This is a genomic window from Staphylococcus sp. HMSC62B09 (assembly GCF_001839115.1).
Taxonomy (GTDB): domain Bacteria; phylum Bacillota; class Bacilli; order Staphylococcales; family Staphylococcaceae; genus Staphylococcus; species Staphylococcus haemolyticus.
In genome coordinates this window covers 38,995-59,087 of record NZ_KV840153.1, presented here as the reverse complement: position 1 = coordinate 59,087, position 20,093 = coordinate 38,995, and the positions used below count along the sequence as shown (strand labels likewise).

Below are 20,093 nucleotides of genomic sequence, written 5' to 3'. Positions count from 1 at the left end.
TAAATTTATTTATATTTTTTAGTCACTAAATTTTGGGCTTTTTCTCTATTTTTAAAATGTTTTTTTGAGATCATATCTAACGTTTCTATTCCATGTTTATCAATAATTTGAGCAGCTATCAAATCTACTTTATTGCTAGCACCTTTAGGGATATCTTGTTTCATTTTATGTGATATATGATCCATATGTTTAACAAAGGCGTATCTTGAAATAATACTAGCAGCTGCGATTGCTAATGATTTAGATTCACCTTTCGTTTCAAATTTAGTTTTTTCTGGGTAGGGTAGTGAACTTAAAGCATAGCGTTGATAAACACCACGTACTGCAAATTGATCAATAACGATATAATTTAACTCATTGCAATTAATTTTTTGGGTGACGTTTTTGATAGCTTCATTATGTAGTACAGCTTTCATTTTAACTTGGGACCAACCAATAGCCTGTCTATCGTTATATTTTGGATTATCAAGCGTTAAAAGTGAATGAGGAATAAATGTAATCAATTGTTCAGCAAGTTCGATTATTTTTTGATCATTTAATTTTTTTGAATCATCCACACCAAGTGTTTTTAAAATTTTAACATTCTCCTTAGAAACATAAGCAGCACAAACAGTTAGAGGGCCGAAGTAGTCACCACTTCCTGCTTCATCACTTCCTATACAATTATAATGATTATAAGCTAATGTTTCACCTGAAGATTGGTTAGAAGATGATGAATTCTTGGAAGTAGTGGTATGATCTGGAAGTAATTGTTGGGCAACAGCTTCCGCATTTTTTCCTTGAAACATAACTTTGCCTGAATTATAAATATTTATCACAGATTGTTTGTATTTAGTTCTCGCTTTCATTCCTGGAGGTAATTGAGATGTTTCAAATGTAATTTGTTGTAAGAGATGTTGGATTTCTGATTCTGATAATTTATGAACGACATTTGCCATAGGCTAGTTGATCCTCACTTTTCAAAATATAATAAAACATAGATAAGCATAACATATTGAGGACGTTCATAAGAAAAGTTATGTAGTTCAAATTTACATTAATTAAAATGATTACGCGTTAGCTACTTACCAAACAACATATCCTAATGTATAATAAGTTGTGATATTCTACTACATAAATTGCGTAAAGTGCATACTAAATTGAAGTACAAGATGAGGTGGTTATTTATATGTAACCATTGATAGGCTTAAAGAATAAATAATGTCAGGAGTTATTGCTATGGGAGAATTTAGAAATCGAATCAATGTCACAATTAACGATCAGAATTATACTATCATTGGTGAAGACAGCCCCGAGCATATTCGTTACGTAGCACATTTAGTTGATGAAAAGTTAAAAGAAATGGGACGTAAATCAACAGGATTAGATACTACAAGAAAATCAATCCTAACAGCGGTTAATATTATGCATGAAAAGGTTAAATTAGAAGAAGAAAACCGCAAACTATTACAAGAAATTCAACAATTAAAACAACGAGAAGAATAGATGATTATTGATTTTACGATAGCTATTATTATTGTGTATGGTCTTATTATAGGGTATAGAAGAGGGGGATGGTTGAATAGTTTACATTTATTTTCAACGATAGTCTCATTAGTTATAGCACATCAATTTTATTATCGAATTAGTTCGCAGTTAATTGTATTTATACCTTTTCCAAAGACAATTGCATATGATATGAAGTATGCATTTCATTTTAATGATTTGCAGCAACGCTTTGATACAATTATTGCATTTTTACTAATTGCCTCACTTTGTAAGTTGATTTTATATCTTATAATAATTACTTTTGATAATATAGTGACGTATCGAATGATTAACCAAATCAGTAGACTATTTGGTAGTTTAATAAGTGTAGTGATGGCAGTTGTTGCGATACAGTTATCAATCTATGTGTTAGCATTGTATCCAATTGAGTGGTTACAACACAATTTACAACATGCGTACATAGGCAAACTTATCTTGTTTCATACACCATTTTTCTCGTCTTATATTTTAAATTTATAAAACAAAACTGATATAAGGTCAGGACAAGGCTTCTTTGTTAAATGTCCTGGTCTTCTTTTTATGGAGTGATTAGAATGACAAAAAAAGATGTAATTCAATTATTAGAAAAAATTGCTATATATATGGAATTAAATGGGGAAAATACGTTTAAAGTATCTGCGTATAGAAAAGCAGCTCAAAGCTTAGAAATTGATGAACGACCACTTGATGATATTAAAGATGTTACTGAATTAAAAGGTATTGGTAAAGGTGTAGGGGAAGTCATTGATGAATATCGTAAAACAGGTGAATCAAGTTATTTAAAAGAATTACAACAACTTGTTCCAGAAGGCTTGATTCCATTAATGAAGATTCAAGGATTAGGTAGTAAAAAAATAGCTAAATTATATAAAGAACTTAATATTACAGATAAAGAAAGTTTACAATTGGCTTGTGAAAGTGGAAAAGTGAGCGAACTAAGTGGTTTTGCTAAAAAAACTGAACAAAATATACTTGAAGCAGTTAAAGCTTTAGGAGCAAAAAAAGATAGCTATCCAATAGACACTATGCGAGGTTTAAATCGTATCATAATCGATTATTTAGAAACAATTGATAGTATTGAGAGATACTCAGAAGCAGGAAGCTTCCGTCGTTATAAAGAAATGAGTAAAGATTTGGATTATATTATTAGTACGAAGCATCCAGACGAAGTACAACAACAACTTTTAAATATACCTAATAAAGTTAAAGATGTTGCTGTTGGCCAAACGAAAGTTTCATTAGAGTTGACGTATGATGATGAGACTATTGGCGTAGATTTTCGCCTTATTGAGCCAGTTGCGTTCTATCACACATTACAACATTTTACAGGTTCTAAAGATCATAACATTCGTATAAGACAAATGGCTAAAGCGCAAAATGAAAAAATAAGTGAATATGGAATTGAACAGCAAGATGGCACTTTACTTCAGTTACAGAGTGAGGAAGAGATTTATCAACATTTCGGTAGTGAATGGATTGCACCCGCTTTACGTGAAGACGGTAGCGAATTTGATAAAGATTTAAGTGAAATTATTACTTTGGATGATATTAACGGAGATATTCATATGCATACCACATATAGTGATGGTGCTTTTTCTATTAGAGATATGATTGAAGCAAATATAAAAAAAGGCTATCAATTCATGGTGATTACTGACCATTCACAAAGCCTTAAAGTCGCAAATGGGTTACAAGTTGAACGTTTATTACGTCAAAATGAAGAAATTAAGAAGCTAAATGAAGAATATGCAGAAATAGATATCTTTTCAGGCACAGAGATGGATATTCTTCCTGATGGCTCGTTAGATTATGATGATGATGTGTTATCACAACTTGACTATGTTATAGCTGCGATTCACCAAAACTTTAATCAATCAGAAGAAGAGATTATGAAACGTTTGGAAAATGCATGTCGAAATCCATATGTACGACACATCGCTCATCCAACAGGACGTATTATCGGTCGTAGAGAAGGGTACAAACCGAATATCGATCGATTAATGAAGTTAGCAGAAGAAACAAATACAATAATGGAAATTAACGCAAATCCTAAGCGATTAGACTTAAATGCTGAAACAGTTAAAAAATATCCTAATGTAAAATTAACAATTAATACAGATGCTCATCATATTGATCATTTAGACTTTATGAAATATGGTGTAGCCACTGCTCAAAAAGGGTTTGTAAATAAAGATCGAGTAATTAACACAATGTCTCGTCAAGCGTTTAAGGATTTTGTTGGAAATAATAAAAAGTTGAAGAAATAGAGGGATTGTATGAGACAAAAAACATTAGACGTCTTAGAATTTGATAAAATCAAGTCATTTGTAGCTTCGGAAACAATAAGTGACTTGGGGCGTGAAAAAGTGTCTAAGATGTCTCCAGCCACTGATTTTGAAACAGTAGAATTTCAAATGAATGAGACAGATGAAATTTCACAAATTTATAATAAACATCGTTTGCCAAGTTTAAGTGGTTTAGCCAAAATTTCACCATTGATTCATCGTGCAAATATAGGTGGCGTATTAAATGTTACAGAGCTAAATTTAGTTAAACGTTTAATTCAAGTTCAAAATCAATTTAAGACATTTTATAATCAATTATTAGAAGAAGATGAACAAGTTGTTAAGTATCCAATTTTGAATGATAAAATGAACCAATTACCAATTTTATCGGATCTTTTCCAAGAGATAAATGAAAAATGTGAAACACACGATTTATATGATAGCGCAAGTTATGAATTGCAAGGTATACGAAGTAAAATTTCAAGTACAAACCAACGCATAAGACAAAATTTAGACCGTATCGTTAAAAGCCAATCCAATCAGAAGAAATTATCTGATGCTATTATAACGGTACGCAATGATCGTAATGTTATACCGGTTAAAGCTGAATATCGCCAAGATTTCAAAGGGATTGTTCATGATCAATCTGCCTCTGGACAAACGCTTTATATAGAACCATCATCGATTGTAGAAATGAATAATCAAATCAGTCGTTTACGAAATGATGAGGCAGTAGAACGTGAGCGAATTCTAACAGAATTAACAGGTATGGTTGCTGCCGAAGCAGATGGTTGCTTAATTGCTGAATCAGTCATGGGACAAATTGACTTTTTAACAGCTAAAGCACGATATGCACGCTCAATTAAAGGAACGAAACCTACGTTTTACAAAGATAGAACCGTTTATTTACCTAATGCATATCATCCACTATTAAATAAAGATACGGTTGTAGCTAATACAATTGAATTTGTTGATGATATTGAAACTGTCATAATTACAGGTCCAAATACGGGTGGTAAAACGGTTACATTAAAGACACTTGGATTAATTATTATTATGGCACAATCAGGATTGCTAATTCCGACATTAGATGGTAGTCAGTTAAGTGTCTTTGAAAATGTTTATTGTGATATAGGTGATGAGCAATCAATTGAACAATCACTATCCACTTTTTCTTCACATATGAAGAATATTGTGGAAATTTTGCAAGAGACAGATAAAAATAGTTTAGTTTTATTTGATGAATTAGGTGCAGGTACTGATCCAAGTGAAGGTGCAGCGTTGGCGATGAGTATCTTAGATCACGTTCGTGAAATAGGTTCATTAGTAATGGCTACAACACATTATCCAGAATTGAAAGCATATAGCTATAATCGTAAAGGTGTCATGAACGCTAGTGTTGAATTTGATGTTAATACGTTAAGTCCCACGTATAAATTGTTGATGGGTGTACCTGGTCGTTCTAATGCATTTGATATCTCCCGCAAATTAGGACTTAGCTTAGGTATTATTAATAAAGCTAAGACCATGATTGGGACAGATGAACAAGAAATTAATTCAATGATTGAATCTCTTGAAAAGAATTCAAAACGTGTTGATGAACAACGAATAGAGTTAGATAGACTTTTAAAAGAAGCCAAAATAACACATAACGATCTAGAGCAACAATACGAGCAGTATAAAAATTATGAGAAAAGATTGATGGATGAAGCTAAAGAAAAAGCAAATCAACGTGTTAAATCTGCTACTAAAGAAGCGGATTCAATCTTAAAAGAGTTAAGAACATTACGTGATCAAAAAGGTGCAGATGTCAAAGAACACGAACTTATTGATAAAAAGAAACAATTAGATGATCAATATGAAGAGAGATCAATAAAACAAGATGTACAAAAACAAAAATATGATGAAATACATGAAGGTGACGAGGTCAAAGTATTATCATATGGTCAAAAGGGCGAAGTATTAGAACTTGTAAATGAAGAAGAAGCAGTTGTTCAAATGGGTATTATTAAAATGAAATTACCTATTGAAGACCTTGAAAAAACTAAAAAGAAAAAAGAGAAACCAACTAAGATGGTAACTCGACAAAATCGTCAAACAATTAAAACTGAATTAGATTTACGAGGTTATCGTTATGAGGAAGCGGTTGGCGAATTAGATCAATATATTGACCAAGCTGTCTTGAGTAATTATGAGCAAGTTTATATTATTCATGGTAAAGGTACCGGTGCACTCCAAAAAGCCGTACAGAATCACTTGAAAAAACATAAAAGTGTTAAATCATATCGTGGTGGTATGCCAAGTGAAGGTGGTTTTGGTGTGACAGTAGCTGAACTTAAATAAGGCATAATAAAGTGTAAGCAGTGTTGTTGATTTTTTTAGAAAATAACGTACAATTAAGCCAGTGAAAATAAAATGAAATGAAATGAGTGAGATTCGACAATTATTGACAGACAGTTAATAAGTGAGCAATTGCAATGCACGTACTACTAAAGTCTGTTATAATTTGCTCATCATTCAAAATTTAAGGAGGATTGGCATTTATGGCAATCGTAAAAGTAACGGATTCAAACTTTGATGAAAATATTCAATCAGGCGTTAAATTAGTTGATTTCTGGGCAACTTGGTGTGGACCTTGTAAAATGATCGCACCAGTTTTAGAAGAATTAGCTGGAGATTATGATGGAAAAGCTGATATTTTAAAATTAGATGTTGATGAAAACCCATCAACAGCAGCTAAATTTGAAGTAATGAGTATCCCAACTTTAATCGTATTTAAAGACGGTGAACCAGTTGATAAAGTAGTAGGTTTCCAACCTAAAGAAAACTTAGCTGAAGTATTAGATAAACATCTTTAAGAATAATTTGAACGTATATGAGACTGGGGCATTACATAGAATGTAATAGCTCCGTCTTTTTTATGTGTAGTTAATTTTATGGGAAGGAGGATAAATGTTGTCAGACTACAAAGAGAAAATTAAAAATAAATTAAGTGTAGTTCCATTTGAACCGGGTTGTTACTTAATGAAAGATCGTAATGATCTAGTGATTTATGTCGGCAAAGCCAAGCGTTTAAGAAATAGATTACGTTCATACTTCACAGGTGCACATGATGCAAAAACTACTCGGTTGGTAGGAGAAATTCGAAATTTTGAATTTATAGTAACTTCAAGTGAAACTGAATCCTTGCTTTTAGAATTAAATTTAATTAAACAATATCAGCCTCGCTACAATATTCTATTAAAAGATGATAAAAGTTATCCATTTATAAAAATTACTAAAGAAAAGCATCCAAAGTTAATTGTTACGCGTACAGTTAAAAAAGGTACTGGAAAATATTTTGGACCATACCCTAATGCTTATTCAGCTCAAGAGACAAAAAAGTTATTAGACCGTATTTATCCTTTTAGAAAATGTGATAAAATGCCTGATAAATTATGTCTTTATTATCACATTGGACAGTGTATGGGACCATGTGTATATGATGTTGATCAACAAGTTTATGCACAAATGACTCGTGAAATAAGTGATTTTTTAAATGGTGAAGATAAAACTATACTTAAAAATTTAGAAGATCGTATGATGGATGCTAGTGAAAAATTAGACTTTGAACGTGCAAAAGAATATCGTGATTTAATACAACATATTCATAATTTAACTAAAAAACAAAAAATTATGTCATCTGATAATACGATTCGAGATGTGTTTGGTTATAGTGTCTCTAAAGGATGGATGTGCATTCAAGTCTTCTTTATTCGTCAAGGTAATTTGATACAAAGAGATGCTACAATGATTCCTTTACAACAGCAATCTGAAGAAGAAGAATTTTATACATTTATAGGTCAATTCTATAGTTTAAATCAGCATATATTACCCAAAGAAGTACATGTTCCTAAAAATTTAGATAAAGATATGATTCAATCTGTAGTAGGTACTAAAATTGTACAGCCAGCTCGTGGCGCAAAAAAAGAAATGGTAGATTTAGCAAACCATAATGCGGAAGTCGCTCTTGAAAATAAATTCGAGCTAATTGCTAGAGATGAATCACGTACGATAAAGGCAATAGAGGAGCTCGGTGAACGAATGGGTATACAAACACCTATTCGTATTGAAGCATTTGATAACTCAAACATACAAGGTGTAGACCCTGTGTCTGCTATGGTAACCTTTGTTGATGGAAAAGCAGATAAAAAAGGTTATAGAAAATATAAAATTAAAACAGTTGATGGACCTGATGACTACAAATCAATGAGAGAAGTTGTTCGTCGTAGATACACACGTGTTCTAAATGAAGGCTTACCGTTACCTGATTTGATTATAGTTGATGGTGGGAAAGGACATATGTCGGGTGTATTAGATGTTCTAGAGAATGAACTAGGACTGGATATTCCGGTCGCTGGATTAAGAAAAAATGATAAACACCAAACGTCAGAGTTACTTTATGGAACAAATGCAGAAGTTGTACCATTGAAGAAGAATAGTCAAGCATTCTATTTATTACATCGAATTCAAGATGAAGTACACCGTTTCGCAATTACATTCCATCGTCAAACACGTCAAAAAACAGGATTACAATCAGTATTGGACACTGTTGATGGAATTGGAAGCAAACGCAAGACAAGTTTGTTAAGAACATTTGGATCGATTAAGAAAATGAAGGAAGCGAGTGTAGCGGATTTGAAGAAAGCAGGACTTCCTGAAAAGGTTGCACTAAACTTGCAGCAAGCATTATCAAATGATTAATTAAAAAAAGGGCTATGAGAATTATTCTCATAGCCCAAAAACATATAAAAAATGTTACAATACAGTTAACAAAAAGTTTATTTTTTTAAGAAAGTATGGAAGCGTTTTCTGATTGAGAAACATTATCATTAAAGTGGTTTTATTAATGATTAATGTAATACTAACATTTCTCATTAAAACAAATATGATTTATTTACTTTTTTAAGTCCTACTTGTTTACATAGTTCTTAATAGAACCGATATTTATTGATTATTGTCACAATAATTTAACAATGAACAAGTACTAAATAAAATAGTAAATCATTATGATGTTTCTTGATTGTAAAGACTTTCTTATAAATAAACTATTTAAATCAATAGTTTTACAGGGGGGACTCCTTTTGGCAAAGTCTAAAAATGAATTCTACCTTAGACGTGTTCACTCGTTACTAGGTATTATTCCAATTGGTGCATTTTTAGTTGTTCATTTAATTGTGAATCATCAAGCAACACAAGGGGCAGAGGCTTTTAATAAGGCAGCTGGCTTTATGGAATCAATTCCATTTTTATTAGCAGTTGAATTTTTATTAATTTATATTCCAATTTTATATCACGGTTTGTATGGTATTCACATTGCATTTACAGCTAAAGAAAATATCGGTCATTATTCTTTATTTAGAAACTGGATGTTTGCATTACAAAGATTTTCAGGTATTGTGACATTCGTATTTATCTTCATGCATTTATGGCAAACTACAATTCAAAAATACTTCTTTGGTAAAGCAGTTGATTTTGAATTGATGCACAAAACACTTGAAAATCCAATTTGGGTTATCGTATATATCGTTTGTGTATTATGTGTTATTTTCCATTTCTCAAATGGTTTATGGTCATTCTTTGTAACATGGGGATTCTTACAATCTAAACAATCACAACGTGTATTCACTTGGATCTCTTTAATCGTATTCTTAGTTCTAGGATACATTGGAGTATCTGCAATTTTCGCATTTGTATAAAACACAATTTGTAATCATATATAGTACGTTGAATTTTAGATAAGTATTTATATCACGTACTTATCAAATGAGCTTAAGCAATTACGTTAAGCTATCGATATATTTTAGGGGAGTGACTTTTCTATGGCAGAGAAAAAAATTATTGTTGTCGGTGGAGGACTTGCCGGTCTGATGTCAACAATTAAAGCTGCAGAACAAGGTGCGCATGTAGATTTATTCTCAATTGTACCTGTTAAACGTTCGCACTCTGTTTGTGCCCAAGGTGGTATTAACGGTGCGGTAAATACCAAAGGTGAAGGGGATTCTCCTTGGATTCACTTTGATGATACAGTTTATGGTGGGGACTTCTTAGCAAACCAACCACCTGTTAAAGCTATGGCTGAAGCTGCTCCATCAATCATTCATTTATTGGACCGTATGGGCGTTATGTTTAGTAGAACAAAAGAAGGGCTATTAGACTTTAGACGTTTCGGTGGTACGCTTTATCACAGAACTGCTTTTGCAGGTGCAACTACTGGTCAACAATTATTATACGCGCTTGATGAACAAGTACGTTCATTTGAAGTAGATGGATTAGTAACTAAGTATGAAGGTTGGGAATTCCTAGGAATTGTCAAAGATGAGGACAATGCTGCAAGAGGCATCGTAGCTCAAAATATGACAACTTCTGAAATTAAATCATTTGGTTCAGATGCCGTTATTATGGCAACTGGTGGACCTGGTATCATTTTCGGTAAAACAACAAACTCAATGATTAATACAGGTTCAGCGGCATCAATTGCATACCAACAAGGTGCTAAATATGCAAATGGTGAATTTATTCAAATTCACCCAACAGCTATTCCTGGTGATGATAAATTACGCCTAATGAGTGAATCAGCACGTGGTGAAGGTGGTCGTATTTGGACATACAAAGACGGTAAACCTTGGTACTTCTTAGAAGAGAAATATCCTGATTATGGTAACTTAGTACCTCGTGATATTGCAACGCGTGAAATCTTTGATGTTTGTATCAATCAGAAATTAGGTATAAACGGGGAAAACATGGTTTACCTTGATTTATCTCATAAAGATCCACACGAATTAGATGTTAAACTTGGTGGTATTATTGAAATTTATGAGAAATTTACGGGTGATGACCCACGTAAAGTTCCAATGAAAATTTTCCCTGCCGTTCACTATTCAATGGGTGGCTTATACGTAGACTATGATCAAATGACTAATATTAAAGGATTATTTGCAGCTGGGGAATGTGATTTCTCTCAACATGGTGGTAACCGATTAGGTGCCAACTCATTATTATCTGCAATCTACGGTGGTACTGTAGCTGGTCCTAATGCAATAAAATATGTTGAGAATGTAGAAACAACATATACTGAATTAGATGACAGCATTTATCAAAAACGTGTCGATGAAGAGCAAGAACGCTTTGATAAATTATTAAATATGCGTGGAACTGAAAATGCATATAAACTTCACCGTGAACTTGGTGAAATTATGACAGCGAACGTAACAGTTGTTCGTGAAAACGATAAATTATTAGAAACAGATAAAAAAATCGTTGAATTAATGAAACGTTATGAAAATATTGATATGGAAGATACACAAACTTGGAGTAACCAAGCTGTATTCTTCACTCGTCAATTGTGGAATATGTTAGTTTTAGCACGTGTAATTACAATTGGGGCTTACAATCGTAACGAATCTCGTGGCGCACATTACAAACCAGAATTCCCTGACCGTAATGATGATGAATGGTTAAAAACAACATTAGCTGAATATCAAGGTAGAGAAGAAGCGCCTAAATTCACTTATGAACCAGTTGATGTAAGTTTAATTCCACCACGTAAACGTGACTATACAAGTAAGTCTAAAGGAGGTAAAAAATAATGGCTGACAATCAATCAGTAAAAGACACTCCCGAAGAACTTCGCCAAAACGATAATAATACAAATGAAAAAGAGCAAAAAGAACCAAAACAAAAATCAATCAAGTTGATTATCAAACGACAAGATAATCAAGATTCTAAACCGTATGAAGAAACGTTTGAAATTCCTTATAAAGAAAATATGAACGTAATCGCATGTTTAATGGAAATCAGACGTAATCCAGTAAATAATAAAGGTGAAAAAACAACACCTGTTACATGGGATATGAACTGTTTAGAAGAAGTTTGTGGTGCTTGTTCAATGGTCATCAATGGACGTGCTAGACAATCATGCTCAGCAATTGTTGATCAATTAGAACAACCTATACGTCTTGAACCAATGAGTACTTTCCCTGTTATTCGTGACTTACAAGTGGATCGTACTAGAATGTTTGATAACTTAAAACGTATGAAAGCTTGGATTCCTATTGATGGTACGTATGATTTAGGACCAGGACCACGTATGCCTGAGAAAAAACGTCAAACAGCTTATGAGTTATCTAAATGTATGACGTGTGGTGTTTGTTTAGAAGTTTGTCCTAATGTTACTCAAAATAATAAATTCGTTGGTGCTCAGGCAATTTCTCAAGTTCGTTTATTCGACTTACATCCAACTGGTGCAATGACTAAAGACGAACGATTAGACGCTTTAATGAGTGCTGGCGGTTTGCAAGAATGTGGTAATTCTCAAAACTGTGTAAATGCTTGTCCGAAAGGTATTCCTTTGACAACTTCTATCGCAGCTATGAATAGAGAAACAACATTCCATATGTTTAAATCATTCTTCGGCTCAGACCACAAAGTAGATTAATATATACATTTAATTATAATTTGAAAAGTAGTTAATGATTCTTAATTGAATTGATTAACTACTTTTTTCTTTATAAAGCTTTTTAAGGTATGTATATGAATGCTTAATCGGATTAGTCAAACTCTTAGCATGTATATGATAAAATAAATGTATTATGTGTTATAAGGATGAATGAAGATGAACAAACCAATTGGTGTTATAGATTCAGGTGTAGGTGGTTTGACAGTTGCTAAAGAAATCATGCGTCAATTACCCAACGAAACAATTTACTATCTAGGGGATATTGCAAGATGTCCTTATGGTCCAAGACCTGGTGATGAAGTTAAACAATTTACTACTCAACTTGCTAATAAATTAATGCAATTTGATATTAAAATGCTTGTAATAGCTTGTAATACAGCTACCGCTGTAGCATTAGAACATTTGCAACAATTGCTGCCTATTCCAGTTATTGGAGTTATTGAGCCAGGGTCAAGAACAGCCATTATGACTACTAAAAATCAAAATGTTTTAATTTTAGGGACTGAAGGAACAATTAAATCTGAGGCGTATAGACATCATATTAAGCGCATTAACCCAAACGTACATGTTTATGGTGTAGCTTGCCCTGGGTTTGTTCCACTAGTTGAACAAATGCGCTACGATGACCCTACAATTACAAGTATTGTCATTCATCAAACGTTAAAACAGTGGAGAAATACTGATGCAGATACGATAATTTTAGGATGCACACACTATCCATTGTTATATAAGCCTATAAATGATTATTTTGGAGGAGAGAAAAAAGTTATTTCCTCTGGATTAGAAACAGCACGTGAAGTTAGTGCTTTATTAACTTTTAGTAATGAACATGCGAGTTATACACAACATCCAGAGCATAGATTCTTTGCTACTGGAGATACAGTACATATTAAAAATATCATTCTACAATGGTTAAAATTAGATGTTGAAGTTGAACGCATCAGTGTAGATGAATAATCAAGGAGGAATATGAATGACAGACATCGTAATTGCTACAAATAATAAAGGTAAAATTAATGATTTTAAATCAATTTTTCCCAATGACAATGTGATAGGTATATCAGAACTAATAAAAGACTTTGATGTAGAGGAAACGGGAACAACTTTTGAAGAGAATGCACGATTAAAGTCTGAAGAAGCTGCAAAAGTATTGAATAAACGTGTGATAGCAGATGATAGTGGATTAGAGGTATTTGCTCTAAATGGCGAACCTGGCGTTTATTCAGCTAGATATGCAGGATTAGATAAGAGTGATGATGCTAATATTGATAAATTATTAAAGAATTTAGATAGTATCGAAAATCGAGATGCACAATTTGTTTGCGTCATTAGTATGAGTGCACCTAATGAAACTACTCAAACTTTCAAAGGTACTGTTTCTGGAGTGATTACTACTGAAAGACAGGGCGAGCATGGTTTTGGTTATGATCCTATTTTCTATGTGCCTGAAAAAGGTAAAACTATGGCTCAACTTACAGCAACAGAAAAGAGTGAAATCAGTCATAGAGGTAATGCAATTAAAAAATTGAATGCTTATTTGGAGAGTGAAAAGTAATGACAAAGTGGCTTATCGTCAGTGACAATCATACAGAATCTGGTATTTTATATCACTTATATGAAGCGCATAAGGATGCTGATGTTTTATTACATTTAGGGGATTCAGAATTTGAATATAATGATACTGAACTAAGCCTATATAGAAGAGTAAAAGGGAATTGTGACTTTTATCCTGAATTTCCTAATGAAGAAGAAGTGGAAATTAAAGGTTTAAAGGCTTTATATACTCATGGACATTTGTATTCAGTAAATCAAACTCGTATGCATTTAGCACAAAAAGCTAAATCTCAGGGATGTCAATTTGCATTTTATGGTCATACTCATGTTGCAAAATATGAGCATTTAGATGGTGTACATGTCATAAATCCAGGCAGTATATCACAATCTCGCAGTGGTATTGAAGAAACGTTTGCCGAACTCATTATTGATGAAGTGAATGGTAGGGCTATTCTAAATTATAGAAATCGAGATAATCATATTATAGAAACGATTGAATTTGAACTTTGATATATAGACACTTAAGCATTTAATTAACTCCTAAGTGTTTATTCCAATACATATAATATTGGTTAATAGAATATTAATATTGAATGGAGTTTTTAAATTGAGAAGTGAAAAACTAACGTCTTTAACGTTTTATTTTGCAATAGTCATTTTGGTCATTTCAATAATTAATTTAATACTTACATTTAAAAACTAAATTTTTTAGGTAAAAAAGTTGTTGATCACGTGTCAAATACGTGTCAAAAATTTTTAAACTAACAACATAATAATATTATCTTAGAAACTCGTCATAACATGGCGGGTTTTTCTATTTTTGGTGCAGTTTAGCTTAGTTACAAGACAAAATAAAAAGAACGCCGTCATAACAGCGTTCTCAACCTAAAAATATATGTAATTTTTAGTTAATGACGTCCTGGGAGGGATACTATAAACCTTATAACGACGGGTTTCATGGGCTTTCGGGTCCCTAATGGGTCCCTAAAAATCACATTGCACTTATTATTTGTGTCGCTTTTTCATCTTCTTCTTTGTATGTTTCTTCAAGTAAATGTGAATAAACTTCAGTAGTAACTGATATATTTTTGTGTCCTAGTCTTTTCGAAATGTAATATATAGAAATGCCTTTGGCTAATAAATATGAACAGTGAGTGTGACGTAGTGCATGTGAAGTAATTTCTTTGATACCTAGATTTTTACAATATACTTTTAAACGTTTATTAACCGCATTGTTTGTTAGTTCGCCAAATACAGTTCCGTCAATTGTTCTAGGTAATTGATCAACAGACTTAATAATATGATTCATATCTTTTTGACTGATAGATACATAACGAGGGGAAGAATCTGTTTTATGCTCATCAATATATATTTCACTTTTAACTTGGTTAATATATTCACGTTTTAGATTCAAAGCACCACTTATGCGACAACCAGTACAAATCATAATGAATAGTACAAGTGATGATGCGTTGTCTTTAGTCATCAAATGCTGTTTTAACAATTCATAGTCTTTTAGGTTGATATACTTACTATCTTCACTTTTGTTTGGTTTACTAGCTCTATAACTCACTTTAAAAGTAGGGTTCTTTGCAATAAGTCCCTCGTATACTGCGTCGTCTAAAGATGTTCTAATATAACCGTTTAGCTTTCTAATAGATTCTTTAGAATGGTATTTTGAAAATTCATTGATGAAATCTTGATAGTGATATCGTGATAAATCTTTCAATTTCTTTTTGCCAATTGAATGATTGTTGATATGCTTTATAGCAGAAGTATAAGACTTGTAAGTTTTAGGTGTCACCGTCGATTTTTTAAACGTTTCGCACCAGGTTTTAAAATAGTCACATAGTGTTAAATCAGGTTCGTACTCAATACCTTGCTTTAACTCACTTAACTTATCTAACCCTGCAGAATTTGCCTCACGTTTGGTTCTGAAACCTTTCTTACGATATCGTTTGCCTTCATATTTAAATTCATATTGCCATTTTTTACCGTCATAACATCGTGTTTGCATGTTATCCCTCCTAAAAAGGTAAAAAAATAATAAGGGTAGGCGAACTACCCTGAAAATTAATTAATTGGTTCTACTTCGTCTAATATTTCTTCTTGTCTTTTTTCCATAGAGTTATATTCAGATTCACTAACTCCATCTTCATACATTTTATCGCTTAAATCGAAATATTCATCTTGAAGTTTTTGTTCTTTAGCTTCTTGTTTCTTATTCCATTCTATTTGCCCATTAACCCAATCTTCATGAGCCTTTTGTTCTGCAGGGGTTCTATAAACGCCATTATGGTCATAGTCATATCTTTGTTCATTTTGTTGATTGTTATTAGCTTGTTGTGTTTGTTGTTCCTGAGTTGTCGCTTGTTGTGTCTGCTGTTGTTCTTGTGTGTTAGTTTGCTGTTCTTGTGACTGTTCTTGGCTATTTTGATTCTCTTCATTTGAAGATTTTTCTTTATCTTCTTTCTTTTTATCTTTATCCTTTGACTTGTCTTTATCTTTATTAGGATCATTCGATTTTGTTTCTGATTTAGAATCAGAATCGTTGTTAGATGTGTCATCGTTACCACAAGCGCCTAATACTAATAAACTACTAAATAATAAAACTAAAAACTTTTTCATTTTACATTTCTCCTTAAAATAAAATTATATTAGAGCGCCGCTTGGGCGCTTATTAAAATAGTTTTTGACTTGCTACAACTCTACCAATTATTTTTACTTCGTCATTTTTGCCATACACTTGTGGGTAGTGGCTAGAATTATTTGATTCTGGAATTAATATAATTTGGTCGCCATTGTATCTAATACGTTTAATAGTAGCGTTATAACCATTAATCATAACGACACCTAATTGACCGTTTTCAACAACAGAATCTTTTTCTACTACAACGATATCGCCATCTTGGAAAATCTTATCCATGCTATCGCCAGACACTTTTAAACCAAATTCTTCTTTATCAGAATTAAATTTATTAGTAGCGAAGTATATGTAATCTATTAAATTTTCTTCACTATATATAGGTAAGCCAGCAGATACTTTTGAAACAACTGGAATCTTTTTGACTGGTAGGGTTTCTAGTTGAGGTTGTTCATGTTTTTGAAATAAATCTGTCGGAGTCACACCGAGAGCCTCACAATAGTTCATTATATCTATCTCGTCTATTCCTCGAGTCCCATTTTCATGAGATGAAATAGTATTTTGTTTGTATCCAGTCAACTTACTTAGATCATTTTGAGTTAGTTTTTTCTGTTTTCTTAGTTCTTTTATTCTTTTTCCTATCACATTTTTGCTCATTTGGTATCACTCCTTGAGATAAATATAACACATCTATAATAAGGAAACAATAAAAAATATTACAAAATGTGATAAAAAATGTTTGAAATGTATCACGAAACGTGATATAGTTTATATACAGTCATCGGAGGTGATAATAAATGACGGCGACAGATAAAAAGAAAATGCTTAAAGAAAAATATTTAAAACCTAAAACTAAATTGCGTAAACTTAGATTATCTGAAGAGTTTACCACAGAGTATGTAGCTAATTTGATAGGTTTACAACGTAGGCAGTATGAGCAGAAAGAACAAGGTAAATATCCTTTCAACGATTATGAAATGGAAATCTTAGCTAAAACTTTCGATGTTAGTGTCGAAGATATTTTTTTTAATTATTAATATCACGAAACGTGATATAGGAGGGTTGAAATGAACGAATTACAAAAAGTGAATGAAGAAGTAGTAATAGAAGAATTAGAAACATTGAAAGTAGTTTTAGAAAGAACGAAGCAACAACCAACTCCCCAACAGATTGAGGCTGCTGCGAAACTGGTTGAAGCTGTACGTGCTACAGCATTTAATTACTAGCGTGTAACATTACTTACTTGATTTTCATCTTTGCAAAGAATTGCATTCGTAACATTGTTCAAATTTATAAATTGATTTTTGTTTGCAAAGATAGTTGATTCATCAATGATTTCAGAATGAGTTACAGTAGTGTGTCTGCCATTAACGTATTTAATCACTACAGCATAATTATCATTTAATGAATCATTTATTGATTTAGCGTTCATAATTATCACCTCCACAGGTGATTATACCAAAACAATCGAACAAACAACTTAAGGGAGGAATGAACATGCAAGATTTAAAACCAATTAAAAAAGCAATCATTCTATATGCTGCTGTAACAGTTATAGAACAATTGCTTAATCGACCTAAGAGTCTTTCAGAGTTATCAAATGAAAAATTTGTTATACCTAAATGCTCAAAATCGGCTAATGATTCTGCTCGTCGTCTTGTAGAAGCAGCATCGCGGTATTGTAAGTGATAGATTGAGAATACTTTTTGTTTAGCTCATAAAGAGATAAATAGAAATTCATATCCTCGCTCATTTCAGGGTTGAATTCATAGAATTTTTGTTGAGTTTCTTTGAAATAGTCGCTTTCAACATTTAACTCTACTTCTAGGAATTCTTTCAACTCATCAAATTTTTAATCAAATAGATTTTTATCCATAAAATCACCTCCTCATAAGGAGTATAGCAGAAAGGAGTATAAACGATTGAACGAATTACAACAACAAGAATTTGATTATTCGTTAGTAGACAACGAAACGGCAACTAAATTAGAAAAATATGAAAAACAACTTAATAGAATTTACAACAGTTATTCGATAGAGGTTGGAGAAGTCTTATATAACGCTCATAAAGATTTATCTAATTACGGAGATGGAACTTTTATCAAGTGGGCTGAAAGTAAAGGGATAAAAAAAGCAAGTGTATATAACTATATAAACGCTTATAAGTTTGTCCAACGATTGGACAAACCAGAAGAAAAAGATACGTTTTTATCTCAACCTAAGACACTTCAATATGCAATGTCAAAACCATCTGCGAAAGAAAAAATTAATCAAGAAGTATTCAATGGCAATATTAAAACTTCTCAAGAGTATAAAGAAATGGAACGCAAAGCTAAAGAATACGAGCAACAACTCAAACGACGTGACGAACAAAACGCTCAACTTCAATCTCAAGTAGAACAAGCACAACGTTCCGAAGAGATTGCTAAGAAACAACTAGAGGATGCAGAGAGTAGAGAGCCAGAAGTGATTGAGAAGTATATGGAGCCAGAAGATTATCAAGAAACTAAAAATGCTCTAGCGCAATCAAGACACCAACAAAAACTCATTGAACAACGTAACGAAAAATTAGAAAAAGACATCAAAGAAATGGAACTACGCAGAGATGAAGTGAGTGAGAAATCACAGAAATATGATGAGTTGAATAAAGCTATCAATGATATGAACGCCAAATTGAATGACGGCCAACAAAGGTTAAAAGCTCAAAAAGAAATTTATGATTTGGTCAAAGGTAGTGAGAAAGTCATCAGGGAAGTAGCACCACTTTGTTATCTGGCTTTTTCAAAAGATATTATCGACAACGATTATGCAAGAAAACCTATTGAAAAAATTATCGAAGATTTAACTGATATGGCAAACAGATTAAGAAAACAATTAAAAAAAGGAGATGTTATAGATGTCTAATCAAGTAATGGAATTAAGAAGAAGCCAAATGGAAAACATGGTAACACAGGCAAATTCAATTTTACAAATGTACGACGAAATTGTGGAAACAAAAAACGAAATTAGAGAAACAAAAGCAGATATTGCTCATACAAAAGATGAACTTTTATCTTTATACAAAGAAATTAAAAAGGAATTTGAAGATTTCAAAAACACAGTACCTTTAACTGGGCCACAAGCAGATAGATTATACGCAGTTTGTACAAGAAAAGGTCACCAACTCACTAAACAATATTTTGGAGAAGAAGTGTCTCAAGAGTTGTATTCTAAAAAGTTTGGTCATCTTGTGAAAGGTGTTTACACAGCTATTAGAAAGAAATTTGAAGTTAATAAATACAATCAAGTAAAACGTGTGGAATGTGAAGTAGCTATTGCGTTTACAGAAAGTTTGGTTTTAAGCGATTTACCTAAAAATTATTTAAGACTTACAGACCATCAAATTGATGTTGCTGAAAGACATGGAGATTTCGGAATTTTAAAAAGACTCGCTTAACCCACAATCGAACAAACAAATTAAAGGAGGCAAAACATGAACATTTTATACAAAACAACCCTCCTCATCACAATGGCGGTTGTGACTTGGAAGGTTTGCAAAATTGAAATAAACACTAGGAAAACGACAATTAGTTACATCGATAAAAAAG

General features: G+C 32.4%; 21 protein-coding genes and 3 pseudogenes. 18 read left to right on the top strand and 6 right to left on the bottom strand.

Annotation, left to right across the window (positions count from 1 at the left end; all coding sequences use genetic code 11):
• Window positions 1–5: 5 nt before the first annotated feature.
• Window positions 6–938, bottom strand: a complete 933-nt coding sequence (gene rnhC, locus HMPREF3265_RS08970) for a ribonuclease HIII (RefSeq protein ID WP_070440229.1) — start codon at window positions 936–938, stop codon at window positions 6–8.
• A gap of 280 nt (window positions 939–1,218) precedes the next feature.
• Here rnhC and zapA point away from each other — a divergent pair, with 280 nt between their 5' ends.
• The 12 genes from zapA to HMPREF3265_RS08910 all read left to right on the top strand — a co-directional run bounded on the left by zapA (window position 1,219) and on the right by HMPREF3265_RS08910 (window position 14,373).
• Window positions 1,219–1,485, top strand: coding sequence for a cell division protein ZapA (gene zapA / locus HMPREF3265_RS08965; protein ID WP_011276097.1), 267 nt, complete (start codon window positions 1,219–1,221; stop codon window positions 1,483–1,485).
• Window positions 1,486–2,007, top strand: coding sequence for a CvpA family protein (locus HMPREF3265_RS08960; protein WP_070440227.1), 522 nt, complete (start codon window positions 1,486–1,488; stop codon window positions 2,005–2,007).
• A 74-nt stretch (window positions 2,008–2,081) separates the two neighbouring features.
• A complete protein-coding gene (gene polX / locus HMPREF3265_RS08955; RefSeq protein ID WP_070440225.1) occupies window positions 2,082–3,794 on the top strand; it encodes a DNA polymerase/3'-5' exonuclease PolX in 1,713 nt (570 codons plus the stop codon).
• 9 nt (window positions 3,795–3,803) lie between these two features.
• Window positions 3,804–6,155, top strand: a complete 2,352-nt coding sequence (locus tag HMPREF3265_RS08950; protein ID WP_070440223.1) for an endonuclease MutS2 — start codon at window positions 3,804–3,806, stop codon at window positions 6,153–6,155.
• A 200-nt stretch (window positions 6,156–6,355) separates the two neighbouring features.
• Complete coding sequence (trxA, locus tag HMPREF3265_RS08945) at window positions 6,356–6,670, top strand: thioredoxin (protein ID WP_011276093.1); 315 nt, start codon at window positions 6,356–6,358, stop codon at window positions 6,668–6,670.
• A gap of 97 nt (window positions 6,671–6,767) precedes the next feature.
• On the top strand, window positions 6,768–8,555 hold the full coding sequence (gene uvrC / locus HMPREF3265_RS08940; protein WP_070440314.1) for an excinuclease ABC subunit UvrC: 1,788 nt from the start codon (window positions 6,768–6,770) through the stop codon (window positions 8,553–8,555).
• A gap of 380 nt (window positions 8,556–8,935) precedes the next feature.
• The gene (locus HMPREF3265_RS08935; RefSeq protein WP_011276091.1) at window positions 8,936–9,550 is read left to right on the top strand and encodes a succinate dehydrogenase cytochrome b558 subunit; all 615 of its coding nucleotides are present in this window, start codon (window positions 8,936–8,938) and stop codon (window positions 9,548–9,550) included.
• 123 nt (window positions 9,551–9,673) lie between these two features.
• Window positions 9,674–11,440 (top strand): succinate dehydrogenase flavoprotein subunit, encoded by a 1,767-nt coding sequence (sdhA, locus tag HMPREF3265_RS08930; RefSeq protein WP_053016987.1) that lies wholly within the window; start codon window positions 9,674–9,676, stop codon window positions 11,438–11,440.
• On the top strand, window positions 11,440–12,288 hold the full coding sequence (gene sdhB / locus HMPREF3265_RS08925) for a succinate dehydrogenase iron-sulfur subunit (protein WP_070440219.1): 849 nt from the start codon (window positions 11,440–11,442) through the stop codon (window positions 12,286–12,288). The genes sdhA and sdhB overlap by 1 nt, the downstream gene beginning before the upstream one ends.
• Window positions 12,289–12,465: 177 nt before the next feature.
• On the top strand, window positions 12,466–13,266 hold the full coding sequence (racE, locus tag HMPREF3265_RS08920; RefSeq protein ID WP_037549449.1) for a glutamate racemase: 801 nt from the start codon (window positions 12,466–12,468) through the stop codon (window positions 13,264–13,266).
• Between the two features lie 16 nt (window positions 13,267–13,282).
• The gene (locus HMPREF3265_RS08915; protein ID WP_070440217.1) at window positions 13,283–13,864 is read left to right on the top strand and encodes an XTP/dITP diphosphatase; all 582 of its coding nucleotides are present in this window, start codon (window positions 13,283–13,285) and stop codon (window positions 13,862–13,864) included.
• Window positions 13,864–14,373: a YfcE family phosphodiesterase gene (locus tag HMPREF3265_RS08910; RefSeq protein ID WP_070440215.1), complete on the top strand. Its 510-nt coding sequence runs from the start codon at window positions 13,864–13,866 to the stop codon at window positions 14,371–14,373. The genes HMPREF3265_RS08915 and HMPREF3265_RS08910 overlap by 1 nt, the downstream gene beginning before the upstream one ends.
• A 481-nt stretch (window positions 14,374–14,854) precedes the next feature.
• Here the strand turns inward: HMPREF3265_RS08910 and HMPREF3265_RS08905 are convergent, their stop codons facing one another.
• From HMPREF3265_RS08905 to HMPREF3265_RS13150, 4 genes and pseudogenes are all read right to left on the bottom strand, one after another.
• Entirely contained in the window at window positions 14,855–15,880 is a 1,026-nt protein-coding gene (locus tag HMPREF3265_RS08905) for a tyrosine-type recombinase/integrase (protein ID WP_070861461.1), read from the bottom strand.
• A gap of 56 nt (window positions 15,881–15,936) precedes the next feature.
• Window positions 15,937–16,491: a hypothetical protein gene (locus HMPREF3265_RS08900; protein WP_070861459.1), complete on the bottom strand. Its 555-nt coding sequence runs from the start codon at window positions 16,489–16,491 to the stop codon at window positions 15,937–15,939.
• 52 nt (window positions 16,492–16,543) lie between these two features.
• Window positions 16,544–16,951, bottom strand: a pseudogene (locus HMPREF3265_RS08895) (LexA family protein); the annotation flags it as partial.
• Between the two features lie 24 nt (window positions 16,952–16,975).
• Window positions 16,976–17,164 (bottom strand): annotated as a pseudogene (locus HMPREF3265_RS13150) (helix-turn-helix domain-containing protein); the annotation flags it as partial.
• A gap of 140 nt (window positions 17,165–17,304) precedes the next feature.
• On the opposite strand from HMPREF3265_RS13150, the gene HMPREF3265_RS08890 reads away from it, so the two are divergent.
• On the top strand, window positions 17,305–17,544 hold the full coding sequence (locus HMPREF3265_RS08890; protein WP_037557781.1) for a helix-turn-helix transcriptional regulator: 240 nt from the start codon (window positions 17,305–17,307) through the stop codon (window positions 17,542–17,544).
• 30 nt (window positions 17,545–17,574) lie between these two features.
• Window positions 17,575–17,733 carry a hypothetical protein gene (locus HMPREF3265_RS12670; protein WP_154393627.1) on the top strand — a complete coding sequence of 53 codons (159 nt, stop codon included), beginning with the start codon at window positions 17,575–17,577 and terminating at the stop codon, window positions 17,731–17,733.
• On the opposite strand, the gene HMPREF3265_RS08885 is transcribed toward HMPREF3265_RS12670, so the two are convergent.
• Window positions 17,730–17,939 (bottom strand): hypothetical protein, encoded by a 210-nt coding sequence (locus HMPREF3265_RS08885; RefSeq protein WP_070861454.1) that lies wholly within the window; start codon window positions 17,937–17,939, stop codon window positions 17,730–17,732. The genes HMPREF3265_RS12670 and HMPREF3265_RS08885 overlap by 4 nt on opposite strands.
• 65 nt (window positions 17,940–18,004) lie before the next feature.
• Between HMPREF3265_RS08885 and HMPREF3265_RS12470 the strand changes: the two genes are divergently transcribed.
• From HMPREF3265_RS12470 to HMPREF3265_RS12990, 4 genes and pseudogenes are all read left to right on the top strand, one after another.
• Window positions 18,005–18,196, top strand: coding sequence for a hypothetical protein (locus HMPREF3265_RS12470; RefSeq protein ID WP_070861452.1), 192 nt, complete (start codon window positions 18,005–18,007; stop codon window positions 18,194–18,196).
• A 233-nt stretch (window positions 18,197–18,429) separates the two neighbouring features.
• Window positions 18,430–19,410 carry a hypothetical protein gene (locus HMPREF3265_RS12995; protein WP_070861449.1) on the top strand — a complete coding sequence of 327 codons (981 nt, stop codon included), beginning with the start codon at window positions 18,430–18,432 and terminating at the stop codon, window positions 19,408–19,410.
• Window positions 19,403–19,942 carry an ORF6C domain-containing protein gene (locus HMPREF3265_RS08870; RefSeq protein WP_070550226.1) on the top strand — a complete coding sequence of 180 codons (540 nt, stop codon included), beginning with the start codon at window positions 19,403–19,405 and terminating at the stop codon, window positions 19,940–19,942. The genes HMPREF3265_RS12995 and HMPREF3265_RS08870 overlap by 8 nt, the downstream gene beginning before the upstream one ends.
• A 36-nt stretch (window positions 19,943–19,978) precedes the next feature.
• A pseudogene (locus HMPREF3265_RS12990) lies at window positions 19,979–20,086 on the top strand (hypothetical protein); the annotation flags it as partial.
• Window positions 20,087–20,093 lie beyond the last annotated feature (7 nt).

Bases quoted from the DNA above. Each gene is read 5' to 3' on its own strand.
- rnhC (WP_070440229.1), bottom strand. From the start codon at position 938: ATGGCAAATGTCGTTCATAAATTATCAGAATCAGAAATCCAACATCTC.
- zapA (WP_011276097.1), top strand. From the start codon at position 1,219: ATGGGAGAATTTAGAAATCGAATCAATGTCACAATTAACGATCAGAAT.
- HMPREF3265_RS08960 (WP_070440227.1), top strand. From the start codon at position 1,486: ATGATTATTGATTTTACGATAGCTATTATTATTGTGTATGGTCTTATT.
- polX (WP_070440225.1), top strand. From the start codon at position 2,082: ATGACAAAAAAAGATGTAATTCAATTATTAGAAAAAATTGCTATATAT.
- HMPREF3265_RS08950 (WP_070440223.1), top strand. From the start codon at position 3,804: ATGAGACAAAAAACATTAGACGTCTTAGAATTTGATAAAATCAAGTCA.
- trxA (WP_011276093.1), top strand. From the start codon at position 6,356: ATGGCAATCGTAAAAGTAACGGATTCAAACTTTGATGAAAATATTCAA.
- sdhA (WP_053016987.1), top strand. From the start codon at position 9,674: ATGGCAGAGAAAAAAATTATTGTTGTCGGTGGAGGACTTGCCGGTCTG.
- sdhB (WP_070440219.1), top strand. From the start codon at position 11,440: ATGGCTGACAATCAATCAGTAAAAGACACTCCCGAAGAACTTCGCCAA.
- racE (WP_037549449.1), top strand. From the start codon at position 12,466: ATGAACAAACCAATTGGTGTTATAGATTCAGGTGTAGGTGGTTTGACA.
- HMPREF3265_RS08915 (WP_070440217.1), top strand. From the start codon at position 13,283: ATGACAGACATCGTAATTGCTACAAATAATAAAGGTAAAATTAATGAT.
- HMPREF3265_RS08910 (WP_070440215.1), top strand. From the start codon at position 13,864: ATGACAAAGTGGCTTATCGTCAGTGACAATCATACAGAATCTGGTATT.
- HMPREF3265_RS08905 (WP_070861461.1), bottom strand. From the start codon at position 15,880: ATGCAAACACGATGTTATGACGGTAAAAAATGGCAATATGAATTTAAA.
- HMPREF3265_RS08900 (WP_070861459.1), bottom strand. From the start codon at position 16,491: ATGAAAAAGTTTTTAGTTTTATTATTTAGTAGTTTATTAGTATTAGGC.
- HMPREF3265_RS08890 (WP_037557781.1), top strand. From the start codon at position 17,305: ATGACGGCGACAGATAAAAAGAAAATGCTTAAAGAAAAATATTTAAAA.
- HMPREF3265_RS12670 (WP_154393627.1), top strand. From the start codon at position 17,575: ATGAACGAATTACAAAAAGTGAATGAAGAAGTAGTAATAGAAGAATTA.
- HMPREF3265_RS08885 (WP_070861454.1), bottom strand. From the start codon at position 17,939: ATGAACGCTAAATCAATAAATGATTCATTAAATGATAATTATGCTGTA.
- HMPREF3265_RS12470 (WP_070861452.1), top strand. From the start codon at position 18,005: ATGCAAGATTTAAAACCAATTAAAAAAGCAATCATTCTATATGCTGCT.
- HMPREF3265_RS08870 (WP_070550226.1), top strand. From the start codon at position 19,403: ATGTCTAATCAAGTAATGGAATTAAGAAGAAGCCAAATGGAAAACATG.